At 73.2% G+C, this 18,116-nt stretch carries 18 protein-coding genes; 17 read left to right on the top strand and 1 reads right to left on the bottom strand.

Annotation, left to right across the window (positions count from 1 at the left end; genetic code table 11):
• The first annotated feature begins 94 nt into the window (after positions 1–94).
• The 7 genes from ACZ4D5_RS10175 (at position 95) to ACZ4D5_RS10145 (ending at position 6,176) form a co-directional block, all read left to right on the top strand.
• A complete protein-coding gene (locus ACZ4D5_RS10175; protein ID WP_467771892.1) occupies positions 95–619 on the top strand; it encodes a DUF2617 family protein in 525 nt (174 codons plus the stop codon).
• Positions 620–700: 81 nt separating this feature from the next.
• Complete coding sequence (locus ACZ4D5_RS10170; RefSeq protein ID WP_467771891.1) at positions 701–2,269, top strand: polyamine aminopropyltransferase; 1,569 nt, start codon at positions 701–703, stop codon at positions 2,267–2,269.
• A gap of 60 nt (positions 2,270–2,329) precedes the next feature.
• Complete coding sequence (locus ACZ4D5_RS10165; RefSeq protein WP_467771890.1) at positions 2,330–3,133, top strand: SRPBCC domain-containing protein; 804 nt, start codon at positions 2,330–2,332, stop codon at positions 3,131–3,133.
• A gap of 24 nt (positions 3,134–3,157) precedes the next feature.
• On the top strand, positions 3,158–3,949 hold the full coding sequence (locus ACZ4D5_RS10160) for an aldose epimerase family protein (RefSeq protein WP_467771889.1): 792 nt from the start codon (positions 3,158–3,160) through the stop codon (positions 3,947–3,949).
• Between the two features lie 23 nt (positions 3,950–3,972).
• A complete protein-coding gene (gene pyrE / locus ACZ4D5_RS10155) occupies positions 3,973–4,524 on the top strand; it encodes an orotate phosphoribosyltransferase (protein WP_467771888.1) in 552 nt (183 codons plus the stop codon).
• A gap of 128 nt (positions 4,525–4,652) precedes the next feature.
• Positions 4,653–5,675, top strand: coding sequence for a class II fructose-bisphosphate aldolase (fbaA, locus tag ACZ4D5_RS10150; RefSeq protein ID WP_467771887.1), 1,023 nt, complete (start codon positions 4,653–4,655; stop codon positions 5,673–5,675).
• Positions 5,676–5,762: 87 nt separating this feature from the next.
• Positions 5,763–6,176, top strand: coding sequence for a DUF3151 domain-containing protein (locus ACZ4D5_RS10145; RefSeq protein ID WP_467771886.1), 414 nt, complete (start codon positions 5,763–5,765; stop codon positions 6,174–6,176).
• 113 nt (positions 6,177–6,289) lie between these two features.
• Here the strand turns inward: ACZ4D5_RS10145 and ACZ4D5_RS10140 are convergent, their stop codons facing one another.
• Positions 6,290–7,417: an NADH:flavin oxidoreductase gene (locus ACZ4D5_RS10140; RefSeq protein WP_467771885.1), complete on the bottom strand. Its 1,128-nt coding sequence runs from the start codon at positions 7,415–7,417 to the stop codon at positions 6,290–6,292.
• Between the two features lie 110 nt (positions 7,418–7,527).
• Here ACZ4D5_RS10140 and ACZ4D5_RS10135 point away from each other — a divergent pair, with 110 nt between their 5' ends.
• From ACZ4D5_RS10135 to ACZ4D5_RS10090, 10 genes are all read left to right on the top strand, one after another.
• Positions 7,528–8,124 carry a CGNR zinc finger domain-containing protein gene (locus ACZ4D5_RS10135; protein ID WP_467771884.1) on the top strand — a complete coding sequence of 199 codons (597 nt, stop codon included), beginning with the start codon at positions 7,528–7,530 and terminating at the stop codon, positions 8,122–8,124.
• 220 nt (positions 8,125–8,344) lie between these two features.
• On the top strand, positions 8,345–9,220 hold the full coding sequence (locus ACZ4D5_RS10130; protein ID WP_467771883.1) for a tryptophan 2,3-dioxygenase family protein: 876 nt from the start codon (positions 8,345–8,347) through the stop codon (positions 9,218–9,220).
• Positions 9,213–10,463 carry a kynureninase gene (gene kynU / locus ACZ4D5_RS10125; RefSeq protein WP_467771882.1) on the top strand — a complete coding sequence of 417 codons (1,251 nt, stop codon included), beginning with the start codon at positions 9,213–9,215 and terminating at the stop codon, positions 10,461–10,463. The genes ACZ4D5_RS10130 and kynU overlap by 8 nt, the downstream gene beginning before the upstream one ends.
• A gap of 90 nt (positions 10,464–10,553) precedes the next feature.
• On the top strand, positions 10,554–11,456 hold the full coding sequence (locus ACZ4D5_RS10120; protein WP_467771881.1) for an alpha/beta hydrolase family protein: 903 nt from the start codon (positions 10,554–10,556) through the stop codon (positions 11,454–11,456).
• Positions 11,457–11,640: 184 nt separating this feature from the next.
• Positions 11,641–12,594 carry an alpha/beta hydrolase gene (locus ACZ4D5_RS10115; RefSeq protein ID WP_467771880.1) on the top strand — a complete coding sequence of 318 codons (954 nt, stop codon included), beginning with the start codon at positions 11,641–11,643 and terminating at the stop codon, positions 12,592–12,594.
• Complete coding sequence (locus ACZ4D5_RS10110) at positions 12,587–13,780, top strand: acyltransferase family protein (protein WP_467771879.1); 1,194 nt, start codon at positions 12,587–12,589, stop codon at positions 13,778–13,780. Before ACZ4D5_RS10115 ends, ACZ4D5_RS10110 begins: the two co-directional genes overlap by 8 nt.
• Before the next feature lie 124 nt (positions 13,781–13,904).
• The gene (locus tag ACZ4D5_RS10105; protein WP_467771878.1) at positions 13,905–15,275 is read left to right on the top strand and encodes a sensor histidine kinase; all 1,371 of its coding nucleotides are present in this window, start codon (positions 13,905–13,907) and stop codon (positions 15,273–15,275) included.
• Positions 15,272–15,940: a response regulator gene (locus ACZ4D5_RS10100; RefSeq protein WP_467771877.1), complete on the top strand. Its 669-nt coding sequence runs from the start codon at positions 15,272–15,274 to the stop codon at positions 15,938–15,940. The genes ACZ4D5_RS10105 and ACZ4D5_RS10100 overlap by 4 nt, the downstream gene beginning before the upstream one ends.
• A 168-nt stretch (positions 15,941–16,108) precedes the next feature.
• On the top strand, positions 16,109–17,449 hold the full coding sequence (locus ACZ4D5_RS10095; RefSeq protein WP_467771876.1) for a sensor histidine kinase: 1,341 nt from the start codon (positions 16,109–16,111) through the stop codon (positions 17,447–17,449).
• Positions 17,446–18,114 (top strand): response regulator, encoded by a 669-nt coding sequence (locus ACZ4D5_RS10090; protein WP_467771875.1) that lies wholly within the window; start codon positions 17,446–17,448, stop codon positions 18,112–18,114. Before ACZ4D5_RS10095 ends, ACZ4D5_RS10090 begins: the two co-directional genes overlap by 4 nt.
• The last annotated feature ends 2 nt before the right edge of the window (positions 18,115–18,116 follow it).

The following is an 18,116-nucleotide window of genomic DNA, read 5'->3' as shown; positions in this document are numbered from 1 at the left end:
GTTCTCGTGGGCACGAGCCGGCATTCCGACCTCCCGGTGCCTTGTATCCGGGTGCGCCGGCCCCACCTCCATTGCGTGTTAGCGGAGCCGACCCATGCTCACGACCCTGAAGACTGTCTATACCGACACGCGCGCCGCGGACCTCGCCTGGGCCCTGGGGCGCGAGCCGCTGCCCGCGCTCGCCACCCTCGAAGTGGAGCTGGCAGACGCGAAGATGCAGCTGAGACTGCTCGGGGCCTCGCACCAGGTTCTCCTGGAGGAGGAGCAGGGCGGCTGTTCCGAGACCGTGGCCTGCATCCCCGGCAGCAGCACGCCCCTCCCGCTCGGCGTCTCCAAACGCGTGGGCGACTGGGAGTACGAGTTCGCCGCGCGCGTCGAGACCCTGTCGCAGGGCCAGTTCGCGGGCCGCGCGCAGGAGTTGCTCGCCCTGGTCGCCGAGCACCCGCACGGCCTGGCCGGAGTGTTCCCCGGCAGCCCGCACGCCTTCACCGCGATGCTCGCGCAGCGCCACGAGGGCTCACTCATGTGGCGTACGTGGCACGCGTATCCACAGGACGGGCAGCTGGTGGCGACCCGGACGAGGGTGGGCGTGCGGATGCCGCTGCCCGCGACGCTGTGAACCTGGAAACCTTGGGCGCAAACCTAGTTGCACCCATGTGGGGGACTCGGTGTGAGGGCGCGGTGACGTAGCGTTCCTGGCGTGATCGAGTCGTCGGTGCGGTTGCCGGTCTCGCCCGGGGCAGGACGGTTCTTCGTCCTCGTGGGCGTGTTCGTCTGCGCTGCCTGCGGGCTCGTCTACGAACTCGAACTCGTCGCCCTCGCCGCGTACTTGATCGGGGACTCCGTCACCCAGGCCTCCGTCGTGCTCTCCGTGATGGTCTTCGCCATGGGCATCGGCTCGCTGCTCGCCAAGCGGCTGCGGTGCCGCGCCTCGGCCTGGTTCGGCCTCGTCGAGGCGGCGCTCGCGCTGGTCGGCGGGTGCAGCGCCATGGCGCTGTACGCGGCGTTCGCGTGGACCGGCGACAAGGGCGAGGTGTGGGCGAGCGGATCGCGCTACCTGCTGGTCGCCTTCTCCCTCGCCATCGGCATCCTCATCGGCGCCGAGGTGCCGCTCCTGATGGTGCTCATCCAGCGCATCCGGCGCCAGGACGCGGGCGGCGCCGTCGCCGACCTCTTCGCCGCGGACTACGTGGGCGCGCTGGTCGGCGGCCTCGCCTTCCCCTTCCTGCTGCTCCCGCTGTTCGGACAGCTGACGGGCGCCCTGTTCACCGGTGCGGTCAACGCCCTCGCGGGCGGCGCCCTCGTCTTCGGCCTGTTCCGAAGAGACCTGAGCGTGCGCGGCCGCTGGGTGCTCCTGACCGCGAACGTCGTCGTGCTCTCCCTGCTGGCCACCGCCGCCGTGCTCGTCGACGACTTCGAGCGGGCCGCGCGCCGGGCGGTGTACGGCGGGGACGTGCGGGTCGCCGTCCGGACCGACGTGCAGGAGGTCGTCCTCACCGGAGGGAGGCGGCGCTCCCTGCACCTCTTCCTCGACGGCCGCCTGCGCATCAGCGGACGCGACGAACAGCGCTACCACCAGGGGCTCGTGTCCCCCGCGATGCGAGGCCCCCGCGCGCGCGTGCTGATCCTCGGCGGCGGCGACGGGCTCGCCGCGCACGAGGTCCTGCGCCACCGCGGGGTGCGCCGCGTCGACATCGTCGAGCTGGACGCGGGCGTCGTCGAGCTGGCCCGGCACGACCCGGCCCTCAGCGAGCTCAACGGCCATGTGTACCGCGACCCCCGGGTGCGCGTGGTGCACGCCGACGCGTTCCGCTGGCTGCGCTCCACACGCACGGAGTACGACGTGGTGATCTCCGACCTGCCCGACCCCGGCATCACGGCCAGCACGAAGCTGTACTCCCTGGAGTTCTACGGCCTCGCCACCCGCGCCCTCGCCGACGGCGGCCGCCTCACCGTGCACGCGGGGCCGATGTCGTCCCGGGCGCGCGCCTTCTGGACGGTGGAGGCGACGCTGCGCGCCGCGGGCCTGCGGACCGTGCCCTACCGCGTGGGCGGCCGGCAGTCCGGGTTCGCCGCCGGGCCCGACCGCACGGCCGAGGGCGGCACGACCGCGCGCGACTGGGGCTTCGTGCTCGCCGCGCGGACGCTGCCCGTCCTGGCGCGCGCCGCCGGGTCCGAGGTGGTGCGCGCCGGGGCGCGGTCCGCCGAGCTGGCCCGCCTCCCCGGGCTCGCGCCGTCCACGCTCGTGCATCCGCGTTACGCGAACTGACGTACACGGTCTGACGAACCGACGTACACAGTGGCGAGTGCGTGGGTAGGCTCGGCTGCCATGGAGCATGAGGTGTTCGTTCCGGTCTCGGCAGAGCGGCTCCGGCAGGTCCTGGCAGATCCCGAGAGGGTCGCCGGGGCGGTACCCGGGCTTCAGCGCGACGCGGAGGAGACGGCGGGGCCGCTCTCCGGCCGCCTTCGGGTGCGGGTCGGGGGGCACACCATCACGTACCGCGGCTCGGCGCGGACCGAGGAGCGCCCCGACGGGACGTACGCCGTCGAGGGCGAGGGGACCGAGGCGCGCGGCTCCGGCTCCGTGAAGCTCTCGCTGACCGTGCGGCTCGTGCCTGCCGTCGCGGGGACGACCCTCGTCTTCGCCGGGAGCGCCGCCGCCGAGGGGCGGGTCACGGAGAGTTCTCCACAGGCTGTGGAATCCGCTGTGCGAAGGCTCGTCGAACGGTTCGCGGAGGGCCTCGCCGCCGCGGCGCCGCCCGACACCGCGCCCGAGGAGCCCGAGGCCGCGGCGATCCCGACGGTCACCGTCTTCGAGACGGAGGTGCCGCCGCCGTCCCTCGACCCGCTCAGCGACGACCTGGACGAGGTGGCGGAGGCCGACGAGGACGACGTGACGGACGACGCGGACCACCTCGCCGTGCCGCCCGCCGAGGCCGCGCACGCCCGCCGCACGATGATCGGCCGCAGCGCCGAGGAGGTCGACCACGCCCCGCCCCGCGGCAGGTACGCCCCCGCGCCCGCCCCCGAGACGCTCTCCACCAGCGCCACGCTCCGCTGGGCCGCGCCCGCCGCCGCCCTCGCGCTCGCCTCCGCCATCGTCGTCGGCAGGGCCCTGCGCCGCCGCCGCTGACCGACCACGCCGTAGGGTCGCCCCGTGAGTACCGAAGACGTGATCCTGACCGCGGGCGACGCGGAAGTGACGGTGCAGCCGGGCAACGGCTGCCGCATCGGAAGTCTGCGCATCGGCGGCGTCGAGCTGCTCCGGCAGGGGCAGAAGTACGGCTCCTTCCCGATGGTGCCCTGGTGCGGCCGCATCAAGGAGGGGCAGTTCCGCGACGGCGGAGTCGTCCACCAGATGCCGTTGAACTCCCCGCCGCACGCCATCCACGGCTTCGCCCGCGACGCGCAATGGCGCACGGCACGCGCCTCCACGACCGAGGCCGTGTTCACGTACGACCTGACCGACCCCTGGCCCTACCCGGGGCGCGTCACGCAGATCGTGGAGCTCACCGAGGAGACGCTGACGCTGCGCCTCGGCGTCGAGACGCACGGCGGCTCCTTCCCCGCGCAGGCCGGCTGGCACCCGTGGTTCAACCGCGTCCTCGACGGCGGCGCACCCGTCCGGGTCGACTTCGCCCCCGCCTGGCAGGAGGAGCGAGGCGCCGACCACCTGCCCACAGGGCGCCGCATCGACGTACAGCCCGGCCCCTGGGACGACTGCTTCGGGATGCCCGACGGCGTCGACGTGACGCTGACCTGGCCCGAGCGCCTCGAAGTGAACGTCAAGAGCCGCGAGCAGTGGGTCGTGGTCTACGACGAGCAGGAGGCCGCCGTCTGCGTCGAGCCGCAGACCGGACCGCCCAACGGCCTCAACACCGACCCGCGCCTGGTCACCCCCATCGAGCCCCTGGAGACGGCGACGACCTGGAGCTGGCGGCGGCTGTAATCGCTGGCTTTAAGCTCTTAGGCATGACTGACGTACGCGGCGAGCTGCTGCAGCAGATCAAGGACAAGGCCGTCGTGCACGGCAAGGTGACGCTCTCCTCCGGCCTGGAGGCCGACTACTACATCGACCTCCGCCGGATCACCCTCGACGGCGAGGCCGCCCCGCTGGTCGGCCAGGTCCTGCTCGACCTGACCAAGGACCTCGACTTCGACGCCGTGGGCGGTCTGACCATGGGCGCCGACCCCGTCGCGGGCGCGATGCTGCACGCGTCCGCCGCGCACGGCAAGCGCCTGGACGCCTTCGTCGTCCGCAAGGCCGCCAAGGCGCACGGCATGCAGCGCCGCGTCGAGGGCCCGGACATCAGGGGCCGCCGCGTCCTGGTCGTCGAGGACACCTCCACCACCGGCGGCTCGCCGCTGACCGCCGTCGAGGCCGTCCGCGAGGCGGGCGCCGAGGTCGTCGCCGTCGCCACGATCGTGGACCGCGCGACCGGCGCCGGCGAGAAGATCACCGAGGGCGCGGGCGTCCCGTACCTCTTCGCGTACTCGAAGGACGACCTCGGTCTCACGGACTGAGGACCACGGACTGAGGACTTCCGACCGGCTGGAGCTGTCCGGCAAGTCTGGAAAGATGGGGGCGACGATGACGTCGCCCCCATAGGTCAGGGCCCAGCACACACCCGCACATCACAAGGAGCGGACACATGCCCATCGCAACCCCCGAGGTCTACGCCGAGATGCTCGACCGGGCGAAGGCAGGCAAGTTCGCCTACCCGGCGATCAACGTCACCTCCTCGCAGACCCTGCACGCCGCCCTGCGCGGCTTCGCTGAGGCCGAGAGCGACGGCATCATCCAGATCTCCACCGGTGGCGCGGAGTTCCTGGGCGGTCAGTACAACAAGGACATGGTGACCGGCGCCGTCGCCCTCGCCGAGTTCGCGCACATCGTCGCCGCGAAGTACGACATCACGGTCGCGCTGCACACGGACCACTGCCCCAAGGACAAGCTCGACGGCTACGTCCGCCCGCTGCTCGACATCTCCGCCGAGCGCGTCAAGGCCGGTCAGAACCCGCTGTTCCAGTCCCACATGTGGGACGGCTCCGCCGAGACCCTCGCGGACAACCTGGCCATCGGCCAGGAGCTCCTGGAGAAGGCCCGCGCCGCCAAGATCATCCTTGAGGTCGAGATCACCCCGACCGGCGGCGAGGAGGACGGCGTCAGCCACGAGATCAACGACGAGCTGTACACGACCGTCGACGACGCGCTGCGCACCGCCGAGGCCCTGGGCCTGGGCGAGAAGGGCCGCTACCTCCTGGCCGCGTCCTTCGGCAACGTCCACGGCGTCTACAAGCCGGGCAACGTCGTCCTGCGCCCGGAGCTCCTCAAGGACCTCCAGGAGGGTGTCGGCGCCAAGTACGGCAAGACGTCCCCCTTCGACTTCGTGTTCCACGGCGGCTCCGGCTCCACCGCCGAGGAGATCGCCACCGCGCTGGAGAACGGCGTCGTGAAGATGAACCTCGACACCGACACCCAGTACGCCTTCACGCGTCCGGTCGCCGACCACATGTTCAAGAACTACGACGGCGTCCTGAAGGTCGACGGCGAGGTCGGTTCGAAGAAGACGTACGACCCGCGCACCTGGGGCAAGCTGGCCGAGGCCGGCATGGCCGGGCGCGTCAGCGAGGCCTGCGCCGCGCTGCGCTCCACGGGTACGAAGCTGAAGTAAGCGGCGCGAGCGCTCCGGCTTCCGTACGGGCCCGGCACCCCTTCCCTGGGTGCCGGGCCCGTACGCGTATGGAGCAGACTTGCACCCATGGCCATTCACAAGGATCTGCTCGGGGGACCGCCCCCGACCCACCTGCCCGACGACCCGGAGCCGCGCGAGCTGCTCGCGGGCGGCACGGCTGCCGCCGATGTCGCCGCCAAGTACCCGACGTCCTCGCTCGCCTGGGCCCGTCTCGCCGACGAGGCGTACGAGCGCGGCAGCGTCGTCGAGTCGTACGCGTACGCCCGCACCGGCTACCACCGAGGCCTGGACGCCCTGCGCCGCAGCGGCTGGAAGGGCCACGGCCCGGTGCCGTGGGAGCACGAGCCCAACCGCGGCTTCCTGCGCGCGCTGCACGCCCTGGCGCGGGCGGCGCAGGCGATCGGCGAGCAGGAGGAGTACGAGCGCTGCGCGGGCTTCCTGCGGGACTCGTCGCAGACGGCGGCGGAGACGCTGGGCTGAGCATGAAGGGCCCCCGGGGTGTTGCCACGCCGGGGGCCCTTGTCACGGGGGCTGCGCCCCGTCGGGGGCGCGGGGAACTGCGCGACCAGCCACAGCAGGTCCGCGGACGACCGTCAACGCAAAGAACGCAGCATCCCCGCGTCATAAGGCGTCGCCTCGTCGAGGCGGTCACCGAGCGCCTTGTCCGCCCACTCCGCGTCGGCGATCAACGCACGGCCGACGGCGATCACGTCGAACTCGTCCCGCTCCATGCGGTCGAGGAGCAGGTCGATGCCGGTGGTGGACGAGGTCTCCGTGGAGAAGCTCTGCATGCCGAACTCCTTGTCGAGGCCGACCGAGCCGACGGACAGCGCGGCCTTGCCGGTGAGCTTCTTGACCCAGCCCGCGAGGTTCAGGTCGTCGCCCTCGAACTCCGGCAGCCAGTAGCGGCGCGTGGACGCGTGGAAGGCGTCGACGCCCGCGGCCGCCAACGGCGCGAGCAGGGCGTCCAGTTCGGCCGGGTCCGCGGCCAGCTTCTCGTCGTAGGCGTTCGCCTTCCACTGGGAGAGGCGGAGGATCACGGGGAAGTCCGGCGAGACCGCCCCGCGCACCGCTTCGACGATCTCCCTGGCGAAGCGGGCGCGGGAGGCGAGGTCGCCGCCGTAGCCGTCGGTGCGGCGGTTGGTGCGGCCCCAGAAGAACTGGTCGATCAAGTAGCCGTGCGCGCCGTGCAGTTCGACGCCGTCGAAGCCGATCCGCTCGGCGTCGGCCGCGGCGCGGGCGAAGGCCGCGACGACCTCGTCGATGTCGGCGGAGGTGAGCGCGTGGCCCTTCGGGGAGCCGTCCAGGCCGAGGCCGGAGGGGCCTGCCGGGGGCGCGTCGGTGAAGGGTCCGTCGCCCTCGTTGCGGGTGGCGCCGACGTGCCACAGCTGCGGGACGATGCGGCCGCCCGCCGCGTGCACGGCCTCGGCGACCTTCCGCCAGCCCGCGAGCGCCGCGTCGCCGTGGAAGTGCGGGACGCGGTGGCTGCTGCCGGCCGACGCGTGGTCGACGTACGTGCCCTCGGTGACGATGAGGCCGACGCCGCCCGCGGCACGGCGCGCGTAGTACTCCGCCACGTCGGCGCCCGGCACGCCGCCCGGGGAGAACTCGCGGGTCATGGGGGCCATGGCGATGCGGTTGCGCAGGGTGAGGCCGTTGATGTCGAGGGGGCGGCCGAGGATCCCCGCGGCTCGTGACGTCGTCGTTTCCGTGGCTTCCATGCGCTCTCCTGAGCTCTCGGTGCTTCTCTTCGGCAGCATGCCTGACAGCACTGTAAGTCTTTTGGTGATGTCACTTAAAGGGCGGGCCCCGAACAGGTACCTTGAACGGCATGAACTGGCCAGCGACCGAGCGCCACTGTCTGACCCCCGCGCCCGGCGGCCTCGCCCTCGTCCAGGACCTCCTGAACACCGCGCCCGCCGGCCACCCCGCCTCCGCCGACCTGCCCGACCTGCTGGCCGACGGAGCGCTGGACCGTGCCCAGGAGTGGGCCGACCCGGCCGTGCGCGGGTGGGCGGTGGAGACGGGGCGGGGTGACGTGCGGCTGGCCCTGACGGCCGACGACCTGCCCAAGCTGCGCTGCCTCCGCGACCAGCTGCGGCGGGCGCTCGGCGCGGGGGACGGGGGCGGGGACGCGGTGCGCTTCACCTCGGCGCCCGTCGTGGTCGCGCTCGGCGGCGACGGCTGCCTGACCGTGGAGCCGGAGGGCGCGGGCGCCCGCTGGCTGGCCTCCGCGGTCCTCGCCGAGGGGCTGCTCGCCCAGACCTCCGGAGTCTGGCGCCGCCTGAAGATCTGCCGCAACGAAGCCTGCGCCGTCGCCTTCTATGACCGCTCCCGCAACAACAGCGGCGTCTGGCACTCCGTGCGCGGCTGCGGGAACGCCGCCCATCTGCGCGCCTGCAGGGAGCGCCGCCGGGCCAAGGCCTGAGGCCTGAGGTCTGAGGCCTGAGGCCTGCGATCTGAGGCCTGCGACCTGAGGCCTGCGATCTGAGGCCTGACAGCAGTGTTCTGCTTTAGGTCCTGTTCCGGGAAGGTCATGCCTTGCCGTTTCGGGGAAAGTTGCAGAAGATTCCGGTGGGGACCGGGGCCCCCGTGCCGGTACCGGTAGGGGCGGACCGCTACCCGGAGTACGTATCGAGGAGACAGCGATGTCCCCACAGGCGCATGAGGCGTCCACCGACGCGCGCGAGGTGCCCGCCGAGTCGCGGCAGCAGGCCGAGAGCCCCAACCTCGACTTCGCCGGCACCACCCCCTACGAGGACTACGTCCAGGCGGACGTCCTCACCCACCTCCAGCACCCCCGCTCGGACGACCCCGGCGAGATGGTCTTCCTGGTCACCACCCAGGTCATGGAGCTGTGGTTCACGGTGATCGTCCACGAGTGGGAGACCGCCGCGCACGCCCTGCGGCGCGACGACATCCCCGTCGCGGTGGCCGCGCTCAAGCGCAGCCTGCGCGAACTGGAGGCCCTGAACGCCTCCTGGCGCCCGCTCGCCCAGCTCACGCCCGCACAGTTCAACTCCTACCGTGGCGCGCTCGGCGAGGGCTCCGGCTTCCAGTCGGCGATGTACCGCCGCATGGAGTTCCTGCTCGGCGAGAAGTCCGCGTCCATGCTGGTCCCGCACCGCGGCGCGCCCCGCGTCCACGCGGAGCTGGAGAAGGCCCTGCAGGAGCCGAGCCTGTACGACGAGGTGCTGCGGCTCCTCTCCCGGCGCGGGTACGCCGTTCCCGCCGCCGTCCTGGAGCGCGACCTCTCCCGGAAGTACGAGCCTTCGCCCGAGGTCGAGGCCGTCTGGACGGAGCTCTACTCCGGCGACGAGAGCAGCGAACTGGCCCGCCTCGGCGAGACGTTGACGGACGTCGGCGAGCTGGTCTGGCGATGGCGCAACGACCACCTGGTCGCCACCCGCCGCGCCATGGGCTCCAAGACGGGCACGGGCGGCTCCGCCGGTGTGGCCTGGCTGGAGAAGCGCGCGACGAAGAACGTGTTCCCCGAGCTGTGGACTGCGAGGAGCCATGTCTGAGCCTGTTCTCGGGCAGGAGCTGCGAGCCCGGGCGGAGAAGCTCGACGCGGCGGACGAACTGCGGCGCAAGCGCGAGGAGTTCGTTCTTGACGACACGGTCTACCTCGACGGCAACTCGCTGGGTGCCCTGCCCGCCCACGTACCGGCGCGCCTCGCCGAGGTGATGACCCACGAGTGGGGCAAGCTCCGCATCCGCTCCTGGGACGAGAGCGGCTGGTGGACCGCGCCCGAGCGCATCGGCGACCGCATCGCCCCGCTGGTCGGCGCCGCGCGGGGCCGGATCGTGGTCGGCGACTCGACCAGCGTGAACGTCTTCAAGGCGCTGGTCGCGGCGGTACGGATGGCGCGCGGCGGGAACTCCGCGGACCCCGGACGCACGGACTCCGGACACTCGGACGAGGGGCGCGACGAGATCGTCGTTGACGCCACGACCTTCCCCACGGACGGGTACATCGCGCAGTCGGCGGCACGCCTGACCGGGTGCCGTCTGATTCCGGTGGCCCCCGCCGACGTACCCGGCGTCGTCGGCGGGCGCACCGCCGCCGTGCTCCTCAACCACGCCGACTACCGCACCGGACGCCTGCACGACCTGCCGGGCCTGACGGCGGCGATCCAGGCGTCGGGCGCCCTCGCCGTCTGGGACCTGTGCCACACGGCGGGCGCCCTGCCCGTCGGCCTGGACGCGCACGGCGTGGACCTCGCGGTGGGCTGCACCTACAAGTACCTGAACGGCGGCCCGGGTTCGCCCGCCTACCTCTACGTACGCGAAGGGCTGCAGGACCGCTTCGACTCCCCGCTGCCCGGCTGGAACTCGCACGCCGAACCCTTCGCCATGCGGCCGGAGTTCGAGGCGGCGGACGGCGCGCCGCGCGGCCGCGTCGGCACCCCGGACATCCTGTCGATGCTCGCCCTGGAGGCGGCGCTCGACGTCTGGGACGGCGTCTCCGTCGAGGCGGTGCGCGCCAAGTCCCTTGCCCTGACCGACTTCTTCCTGCGGTGCGTCGAGGCGTACGTGCCCGAGGGACGGGTGGAGTCGCTCACCCCGGTGGCGCACGCCGAGCGCGGCAGCCAGGTCGCGCTGCGCTGTGACGGCGCGGGCGACGTGATGAAGAGCCTCATCGAGCAGGGCGTGGTCGGCGACTTCCGCGCGCCGGACGTACTGCGCTTCGGATTCACACCGCTGTACGTTTCCTTCGCCGACGCCGAGCGTGCGGCCCGTGTCCTCGCACGCACGCTGGCCTGATACCGTCCGGCGGATCTTGCTCCCGCTTTTCCGCACCACGGAAGAGCGGGGGCAGCCCCGCCTGACGTACCGCTGTTGAGAGGTTGCCGCATGCCGGACGACGCCGCCGTGGCCCGCGATGCCGCCGAGGCCGACGCCGCCTTCTCGCATCCCGCCGTGAAGCCGGACGCCACTGCCGCGTACGGCGAACACCCCGACCAGGTCGTCGACTTCTACGCCCCCAGGGGTGACGAGTTCCACGCCTCCGGGGGTGAAGGACCGGGGCCCGTGCCCCTCGTCGTCGTGCTGCACGGCGGCGCCTGGCGCGCGCCGTACGACCGGCAGCACATCACGCCGTTCGCGGACTTCCTCGCGCGCCGCGGCTTCGCGGTGGCCAACGTCGAGTACCGCAGGGGCAGTTCGATTCCCGCACAGGGCGGCGCGGGCCCGGTGGCCGGGCGCTGGCCGGAGACGTTCGACGACGTGGCCGCCGCGTTCGACGCGCTGCCCTCGCTGGTACGGGAGGCCCTGCCGTCGGCCGACCCGCGCCGCACCGTCGTCACCGGGCACTCCGCGGGCGGCCACCTCGCGCTGTGGGCGGCCGCGCGGCACCTGCTGCCCGCCGACGCGCCCTGGCGCACCGAACGCCCGGCCCCGCTGCGCGGCGTCGTCGCGCTCGCGCCGATCGCGGACTTCCGTGTCGCCGAGGACCTGGAGGTCTGCGGCGGCGCGTCGGCGCAACTCCTGGGCGGCGCGGACAGGTTCGAGGAGCGTCTGCCGTACGCCGATCCGGCCGCGCTGCTGCCGACGGGCATCGCCACGACCGTGGTGCAGGGCCGTACCGACATCGTCGTGCCGCATGCCGTGGCCGAGGCGTACGCCGACGCCGCGGCGAAGGCGGGCGAGGTCGTCGGGCTGACGCTCCTTGAGGACGTGGGGCACTTCCCGCTGATCGATCCGGCGGCGGACGCGTGCGCGGTGGTCGCCGAGGAGATCGCGCAGTTGGCGTTCTGACCTCTGGGAGGTCGACCCAGGGATACCCGTAGGAGGTGCCCCAGGGGCTACCCGTAATACCTGAGAGCTACAGGTCAGCTGTATACCCCAGTGTGATGTGAGCGACAGAGCCTGATCCATAACTTTCCTTCCGTGGACGCGAGTCGGAGCACCGGCCCGCGCGGAGACGGAAGGGAGGGCCGCGATGAGGATCCGGGCCGGGCGGCTGCGCCGCACTCTGTCGGCGTTCGGTGTCGCCGCCGCCGTGGTGGTCCCGCTGTCGGGCGCCGCGCGCCCCGAGATCCCGGCGCCCGCCCCCGCCGTGCTCGGCCATGTCACGGCATCGACCCTGACCGACGCCTACGCCGCGAACCGCGCGAACGCCCACGAGGCCGCCGCCATGGCCGAGCGGTACGGAGCGGGGGACCGCGCCGCCGCACTGCGCGCCATGGCCTCGCCCGAGCGGCACTTCCTCGCCTTCGACGGGCGGGGCGCGGGCCGCACCGCCGAGGTGTTCGGCGACCTGGCGGGCGCGGACAGCGTCGCCGTCCTGGTGCCGGGCTCGGACACGTCCCTCGACTCGTACGGCAGGTTCCGCGCGGGCGCCCTCGCGCTGCTGAAGGAGCTCGGCCCGCGCGCGGCCGTCGTGGCCTGGCTCGGCTACGAGACGCCGGGCACGGTCAGCCCCGCCGTGCTGACCACGGGCCGGGCGGACCGGGCGGCGCCCGCGCTGCGCTCCTTCGTGGCCGACCTGCGCGGCGTCAACGCCCACGCGCGTGTGGCCCTGCTCTGCCATTCGTACGGCTCGGTGGTGTGCGCCGGTGCCGCCTCGGGCCCGCGCGGCCTCGCCGTCGCCGACATCGCGTTCTACGGCAGCCCCGGAACGGGCGTCGACAAGGCCGCCGACCTGAACACCCCGGCCCGGATCTGGGCGGGCCGCGGCGCCGACGACTGGATCGCCGACGTGCCGCACACCAGCGCCGACCTCTTCGGCACGACGGTCGGCTTCGGCACCGACCCGGTCTCCCGCGGCTTCGGCGCCCGCGTCTTCGCGGCGGGCGACGGCGGCCACGGCGACTACCTGAAGCCGGGTTCCACATCGCTCGACAACCTCGCACGGATCGTGCGCGGCGACGAACCGGAGGGCACTCATGCGTGAGCGTCAGCGTCACCTGTCCGCGCTCGTCAGGCGTGTCGACGCCGCCACACCGCCCGACCGGGACCGCGCGGTCCACGCCCTGCGGGCCTTCGCGATCCTCGGCGTGGTGGGCGGGCACTGGCTCGTCACCGCCCTGGTGGCGCAGGGCGGCGCGCTGCACGGGGCGAGCCCGCTGCGGCACATGCCGTGGCTCGCGCCGATCTCCTGGATCTTCCAGACGCTCGCCGTGTTCTTCCTGGTGGGCGGGCACGTGGCGGCGAGGAGCCACGCCCTGGCACGCGAGCGCGGCATCGGCCACGGCGCGTGGCTCGCGGCCCGGCTCGGCCGCCTCTTCCGGCCGGTCGCGGCGGTGCTCGGCCTGTGGGCCGCCGTCGCCGCGGGCCTGGTCGTCTCGGGCGCGGACCCGGGCACCGTCCACGCGCTGGTCACACTGGCGCTGTCCCCGCTGTGGTTCCTGCTGGTCTTCGCCGCCCTCACCGCGGCCACCCCGCTGGTGCGGCGGCTCAACCCGCTGTGGCCGCTGGCGGTCGTCCTCCATGTGGACCTCATACGGTTCGGCTTCGGCGGCCCCGCCTGGCTCGGCTGGGTCAACCTCGCGGCGGGCTGGCTCGTCCCGTACACGCTGGGCGCCGCCTGGGCGCGGGGCGAGCTGACGCGGCGATCCGGCGTGGTGCTGCTGGCGGGCGGCGCGGCGGCGACCGCGGGGCTGATCCTGTGGGCCGGCTACCCCGCCTCGATGGTCGGCGTCCCCGGCGAGGCGGTGTCGAACCTCGCCCCGCCCACCCTGGCGGCCGTCGCGTTCGGCCTCGCCCAGTGCGGCCTGGCGCTGCTCCTGCGGGAGCCGCTCGCCCGGTGGATGCGCGGGCCCGCGGCGTGGACGGCCGTGGCCCTCGCGAACCTCTCCGCGATGACGGTCTTCCTCTGGCACCAGACGGCGCTGATGGCGGTCACCGCGCTCGGCCTGCTCGCGGGTCCTCCGCTGCCCGGACTGCACACGGCGCCGGACAGCCTCGCCTGGGTGCTCGCCCGCCTCGCCTGGCTGCCGGTCTTCGCGCTGGGACTCGCGGTGTGCTGGACGGCCTTTCGGACGTACGAGCAAGGGGGCAGGGGAAAGAGCCGGGGAGGGTCCCTGGTGGTGCGGGCGCGGCGCGGGGGCGCGAAAACGAAGGCGGTGCGGCGTGCCTGAGATCGATCTTGCGGAGAGCGGGGGCCGCGGGCGCGGGGGCGGGAGGGGTTCGGGGCGTGCTGGTGGAGGGGGCTTCGGGCGTGGCGGTGACGAGGGCTTCGGGCGTGATCGTGGGGAGGGGCTGGTGGGTGACGGCGACGAGGGCTCCGGGCGCGGCCGCGGGCGCGGTGGAGGGAAGGCCTTCGTTTCCTTCCCGCTGTCCGGTCTGAGCGCGGTCCGCGAGGACCTGGTGACCTGGCGGGCCATGCCGCTGCCGCCGCTCGCGAAGCCGCGGCCGCTGCGGTGGCTGCCGCACCTCGTGGTCGTGCTGCTCGGCATCGCCGCGTTCTTCGGCAACCTCGACCAGTTCCCGCAGCGCTACGGCCTCGGCTTCGCGCTCGGCGTGCCGCTCGCCCTCGGGCAGGGCGCGGCCATGGTCCTCGCCCTGTGGCGGCCGGCCCCCGCCTGGTGGCTGTCCTTGGTGTCGACGGCCGTGGCGGCTCTCTGCTCGACGGGGCGGATCACCGCGGAGGGTCCGTCCGGCTCCTGGCCCAAGCCCCCGCCCGAGTCCTGGCCCTGGGGCGGGCCCGGTCTCGTCGCGCACGCCGTGATCACGCTGCTGCTCGCGCTGCGCCTGCCGACCGGGGGCGCGGTGGCCGCCCTCGTGCTCAGCTCCGGAGCGCTTCCACTGCTCCACTTCTGGCGCGCCCCGTCCTCGTACGACAACACGATGCCCGTGGCGGTCGTCCTGTTCGGCGCCCTCACCCTGATCGGCATCGCCCTGCGCGGGCGCCGCGAGGCCCGCACCCGGCTCGTCGAGCAGGAGACGCTGACCGCCGAGGAGCGGGCCCGCCGCACGCTCCTGGAGGAGCGCGGCCGCATCGCCCGCGAGCTGCACGACGTGGTCGCCCACCACATGTCCGTGATCTCCATCCAGGCGCAGGTCGCGCCGCACCTGGTCGAGGACCCGCCCGAGGCGCTCAGGGAGAACCTCGCGGGCATCCGGGAGAACGCCCTGGAGGCGCTCACCGAACTGCGCCGCGTCCTCGGCGTCCTGCGCTCGGAGAACCCCGAGGACCCCGAGACCGCGCCGCGCTCACCGCTGCCCACCCTGGAGCGCCTCGGCGCCCTCGTCGACAACGCGCGCGCGGCAGGCCTGACCGTCCGCTGCGAGACGGCGGGGGAGCCGCGCCCGCTGCCGCCCGGCGTGGACCTGTCGGCGTACCGCATCGTGCAGGAGGCGCTCAGCAACGCCATCCGGCACGCGCCGGGCTCGACGGTGCGGGTCGACCTCGCGCACGCGCGCTCCGGGCTGCGCGTCCGTGTCACCAACACCGCCGCGCACACCGAGGCCCCGCCCTCACCGGGGACCGGCCACGGCCTGCTCGGTATGCGCGAGCGCACGGCCATGCTCGGCGGCGACCTCGCCGCCGGGCCCACACCGGACGGCGGCTATGAGGTGTCCGCCTTCCTGCCGACGAACTTCCTGCCGACGAACGGAGAGCACAAGGCATGACGATCCGGGTTCTGATCGCCGACGATCAGGTCATGGTCAGGCAGGGCTTCTCCGTCCTGCTGAACGCGGAGCCGGACATCGAGGTGATCGGCCAGGCCGTCGACGGCGAGGACGCTGTCGCCCAGGTCGCCGAACTCTTGCCCGACGTGGTCCTGATGGACATCCGCATGCCCGAACTGAGCGGCATCGAGGCCACCCGCCGCGTCACCGCCGAGCGGTCCGAGGCGAAGGTCCTGGTCCTGACCACCTTCGACCTCGACGAGTACGTGTACGAGGCGCTGCGCGCGGGCGCCTCCGGGTTCCTCCTCAAGGACGCGTCGGCGGCCCAGCTCGCCGAGGCGGTACGGGTGGTGGCCGCGGGCGACGCGCTGCTCGCGCCCGGCATCACGCGGCGGCTCATCGCCGAGTTCGCGCGCCTGGACGGCGGCGGCCCGCGCGGCCCGCTCACATCCCGTGTCGGAGAGCTCACCGAGCGCGAGACGGAGGTCCTGGCGCTGATCGCGCAGGGCCTGTCGAACGCGGAGATAGCGGCGCACCTCGTGGTCGCCGAGCAGACCGTGAAGACGCACGTGGGCCGCATCCTGGTGAAACTGGGCCTGCGCGACCGCACACAGGCGGCGGTGTTCGCGTACGAGTCGGGGGTGGTGAGGCCGTCGGGTACCTGAGCTTTCAAGGCCGAGCCTCCGAGCCCCCGAAGGGGCGCGGGGCTGTGACATATGCGGCTCCGCCGCGCGGGCGCGCTCAGCCACACTCAAGTAGTACCTGGGACGGACCCCCCGGAACCCCCCTCACTGCGGACGACCGAGCGGCGGCGCCCCCGTACCGTCGTAGACGTGACCGAGACGACTGAACAGCTCAAGGCCCGGGGCGGCAGAAGCCCCGAGTACCACCTCGTGATGGACGCCTTCGGGGGCATGCGCAAGGCGCTGTTCCACGACGCCTTCGACTACCGCCCCCTGCGGCCCAGGCAGACGCTGGGCCCGCTGACCAGCCGTCTGCCCGAGCGGATACGCCGCTACGCGGTCTGGAGCCGCCACGCCCTGGTGGTGTCCGCCGCTCTGATCACCCTGCTCATCGCCCTCGGCGTGGGCGGCGTCGGCAACGAGCTCGCGTACGCCATGACGGGGTTCATCCCCGCGGTCACCGTCCTGATGACACTGGTCAGGCCGGTCGGCGCCTACTGGGTCTCGCTGCTCTCCACCCCGGTCACCATGGCGCTCGGCAACAGCTGGGACGGCTGGCCGTGGGGGCCGCCCGCCTTCTTCGCGCACATCGTGGTGATGGTCGTGGCGGCGGCGCGGACGGGACCGCACACCGCGCTGTGGATGTGGGTCGGCACGGGGGCGTACTCGGTGGCCGCCCAGGTGCTGATCGGCGGCAGCGGCACGGACGCCCCGCAGATGCTCTTCTTCTCCGCGCTGGCGCTCCTGGTCACCACGGTGGTGCACGTCCGCCGCGAGGCGCAGCGCGAGGTCACCGTGCAGCGCACCGTCACCGCCATCGAGCGCGACAAGCGCACGCTCCTGGAGGAGCGCACGAACATCGCCCGCGAGCTGCACGACGTGGTCGCCCACCACATGTCCGTGGTCGCCATCCAGGCCGAGGCCGCGCCCTACCGCGTGGAGAACCCGCCGCCCGAGCTGGAGCAGGCGTTCGTGACGATCCGCGAGAACGCGGTGTCCGCGCTGACCGAGCTGCGCCGCGTCCTCGGCGTCGTGCGGGCCGAGGACTACGAGGCGCCCGACGCCCCGCAGCCCACCCTCGCCGACCTCGACCGGCTCCTGGACAACGTCCGCGAGGCGGGCCTGACCGTCGACAAGGTGGTCACCGGAGCGGTGCGGGAGCTGCCGCAGGGCGTGGAGCTATCCGCGTACCGCATCGTGCAGGAGGCGCTCAGCAACAGCCTGCGCCACGCGCCGGGCGCCCCGGCCCGCGTCGAGGTCGGCTACGTCCTCGGCGGCCTCGGCCTGCGCGTCGTCAACGGCCCGGCGACCGGCCTGGTCAAGCCCTCGCCCGGAGCCGGGCACGGCATCACCGGCATGCGCGAGCGCGTCACGATGCTGGACGGCGAGATGACGGCGGAGGCCACGGCCGAGGGCGGCTACGAGGTCACGGTCTTCCTGCCGGTCCCGCACGCGGACCGCCTCGACCCGGCGGGGGAGGACATCGCATGACGATCCGCGTCCTGATCGCGGACGACCAGATGATGGTCCGCGAAGGGTTCTCCGTGCTGCTCAATGCGATGCCCGACATCGAGGTCGTCGGAGAGGCCGTCAACGGCCGCGAGGCGGTCCGGCGGGTCCGCGAACTCGCCCCCGACGTCGTCCTGATGGACATCCGCATGCCGGAGCTGAACGGCATCGAGGCGACCCGCGAGATCGTGGCGTCCGACGGCGACTCGAAGGTGCTCGTCCTGACCACCTTCGACCTGGACGAGTACGTCTACCAGGCGCTGCGCGCGGGGGCGTCCGGCTTCCTCCTCAAGGACGCGTCGGCACGCCAACTGGCCGACGGCGTACGGGTGGTGGCGTCCGGCGAGGCGCTGCTCGCGCCGACGGTGACGCGCCGCCTGATCACGGAGTTCTCCCGGCTCGCGGAGACGCCGCGGCTCTCGGCGGCGGTCCAGGCGCAGCAGTACGGCGAGCTCACCGAGCGCGAGACGGAGGTGCTCGTGCTGATCGCGCAGGGCCTGTCGAACGCGGAGATCGCCTCACGGCTCGTGGTCGCCGAGTCCACGATCAAGACGCACGTCAGCCGGGTCCTGGTGAAACTGGGCCTGCGGGACCGCACGCAGGCGGCGGTGTTCGCGTACGAGGCGAGGCTGGTCACGCCGGGGTGAGC

It is taken from the genome of Streptomyces sp. NPDC025651 (assembly GCF_055558735.1).
Note: the sequence above shows the minus strand (reverse complement) of the source record. Positions and strands in the feature narration are given on the sequence as shown.

Excerpts from the sequence above, each read along its gene's own strand:
- ACZ4D5_RS10175 (WP_467771892.1), top strand. The coding sequence starts at position 95 with ATGCTCACGACCCTGAAGACTGTCTATACCGACACGCGCGCCGCGGAC.
- ACZ4D5_RS10165 (WP_467771890.1), top strand. The coding sequence starts at position 2,330 with ATGGAGCATGAGGTGTTCGTTCCGGTCTCGGCAGAGCGGCTCCGGCAG.
- pyrE (WP_467771888.1), top strand. The coding sequence starts at position 3,973 with ATGACTGACGTACGCGGCGAGCTGCTGCAGCAGATCAAGGACAAGGCC.
- fbaA (WP_467771887.1), top strand. The coding sequence starts at position 4,653 with ATGCCCATCGCAACCCCCGAGGTCTACGCCGAGATGCTCGACCGGGCG.
- ACZ4D5_RS10145 (WP_467771886.1), top strand. The coding sequence starts at position 5,763 with ATGGCCATTCACAAGGATCTGCTCGGGGGACCGCCCCCGACCCACCTG.
- ACZ4D5_RS10140 (WP_467771885.1), bottom strand. The coding sequence starts at position 7,417 with ATGGAAGCCACGGAAACGACGACGTCACGAGCCGCGGGGATCCTCGGC.
- ACZ4D5_RS10135 (WP_467771884.1), top strand. The coding sequence starts at position 7,528 with ATGAACTGGCCAGCGACCGAGCGCCACTGTCTGACCCCCGCGCCCGGC.
- ACZ4D5_RS10130 (WP_467771883.1), top strand. The coding sequence starts at position 8,345 with ATGTCCCCACAGGCGCATGAGGCGTCCACCGACGCGCGCGAGGTGCCC.
- kynU (WP_467771882.1), top strand. The coding sequence starts at position 9,213 with ATGTCTGAGCCTGTTCTCGGGCAGGAGCTGCGAGCCCGGGCGGAGAAG.
- ACZ4D5_RS10120 (WP_467771881.1), top strand. The coding sequence starts at position 10,554 with ATGCCGGACGACGCCGCCGTGGCCCGCGATGCCGCCGAGGCCGACGCC.
- ACZ4D5_RS10115 (WP_467771880.1), top strand. The coding sequence starts at position 11,641 with ATGAGGATCCGGGCCGGGCGGCTGCGCCGCACTCTGTCGGCGTTCGGT.
- ACZ4D5_RS10110 (WP_467771879.1), top strand. The coding sequence starts at position 12,587 with ATGCGTGAGCGTCAGCGTCACCTGTCCGCGCTCGTCAGGCGTGTCGAC.
- ACZ4D5_RS10100 (WP_467771877.1), top strand. The coding sequence starts at position 15,272 with ATGACGATCCGGGTTCTGATCGCCGACGATCAGGTCATGGTCAGGCAG.
- ACZ4D5_RS10090 (WP_467771875.1), top strand. The coding sequence starts at position 17,446 with ATGACGATCCGCGTCCTGATCGCGGACGACCAGATGATGGTCCGCGAA.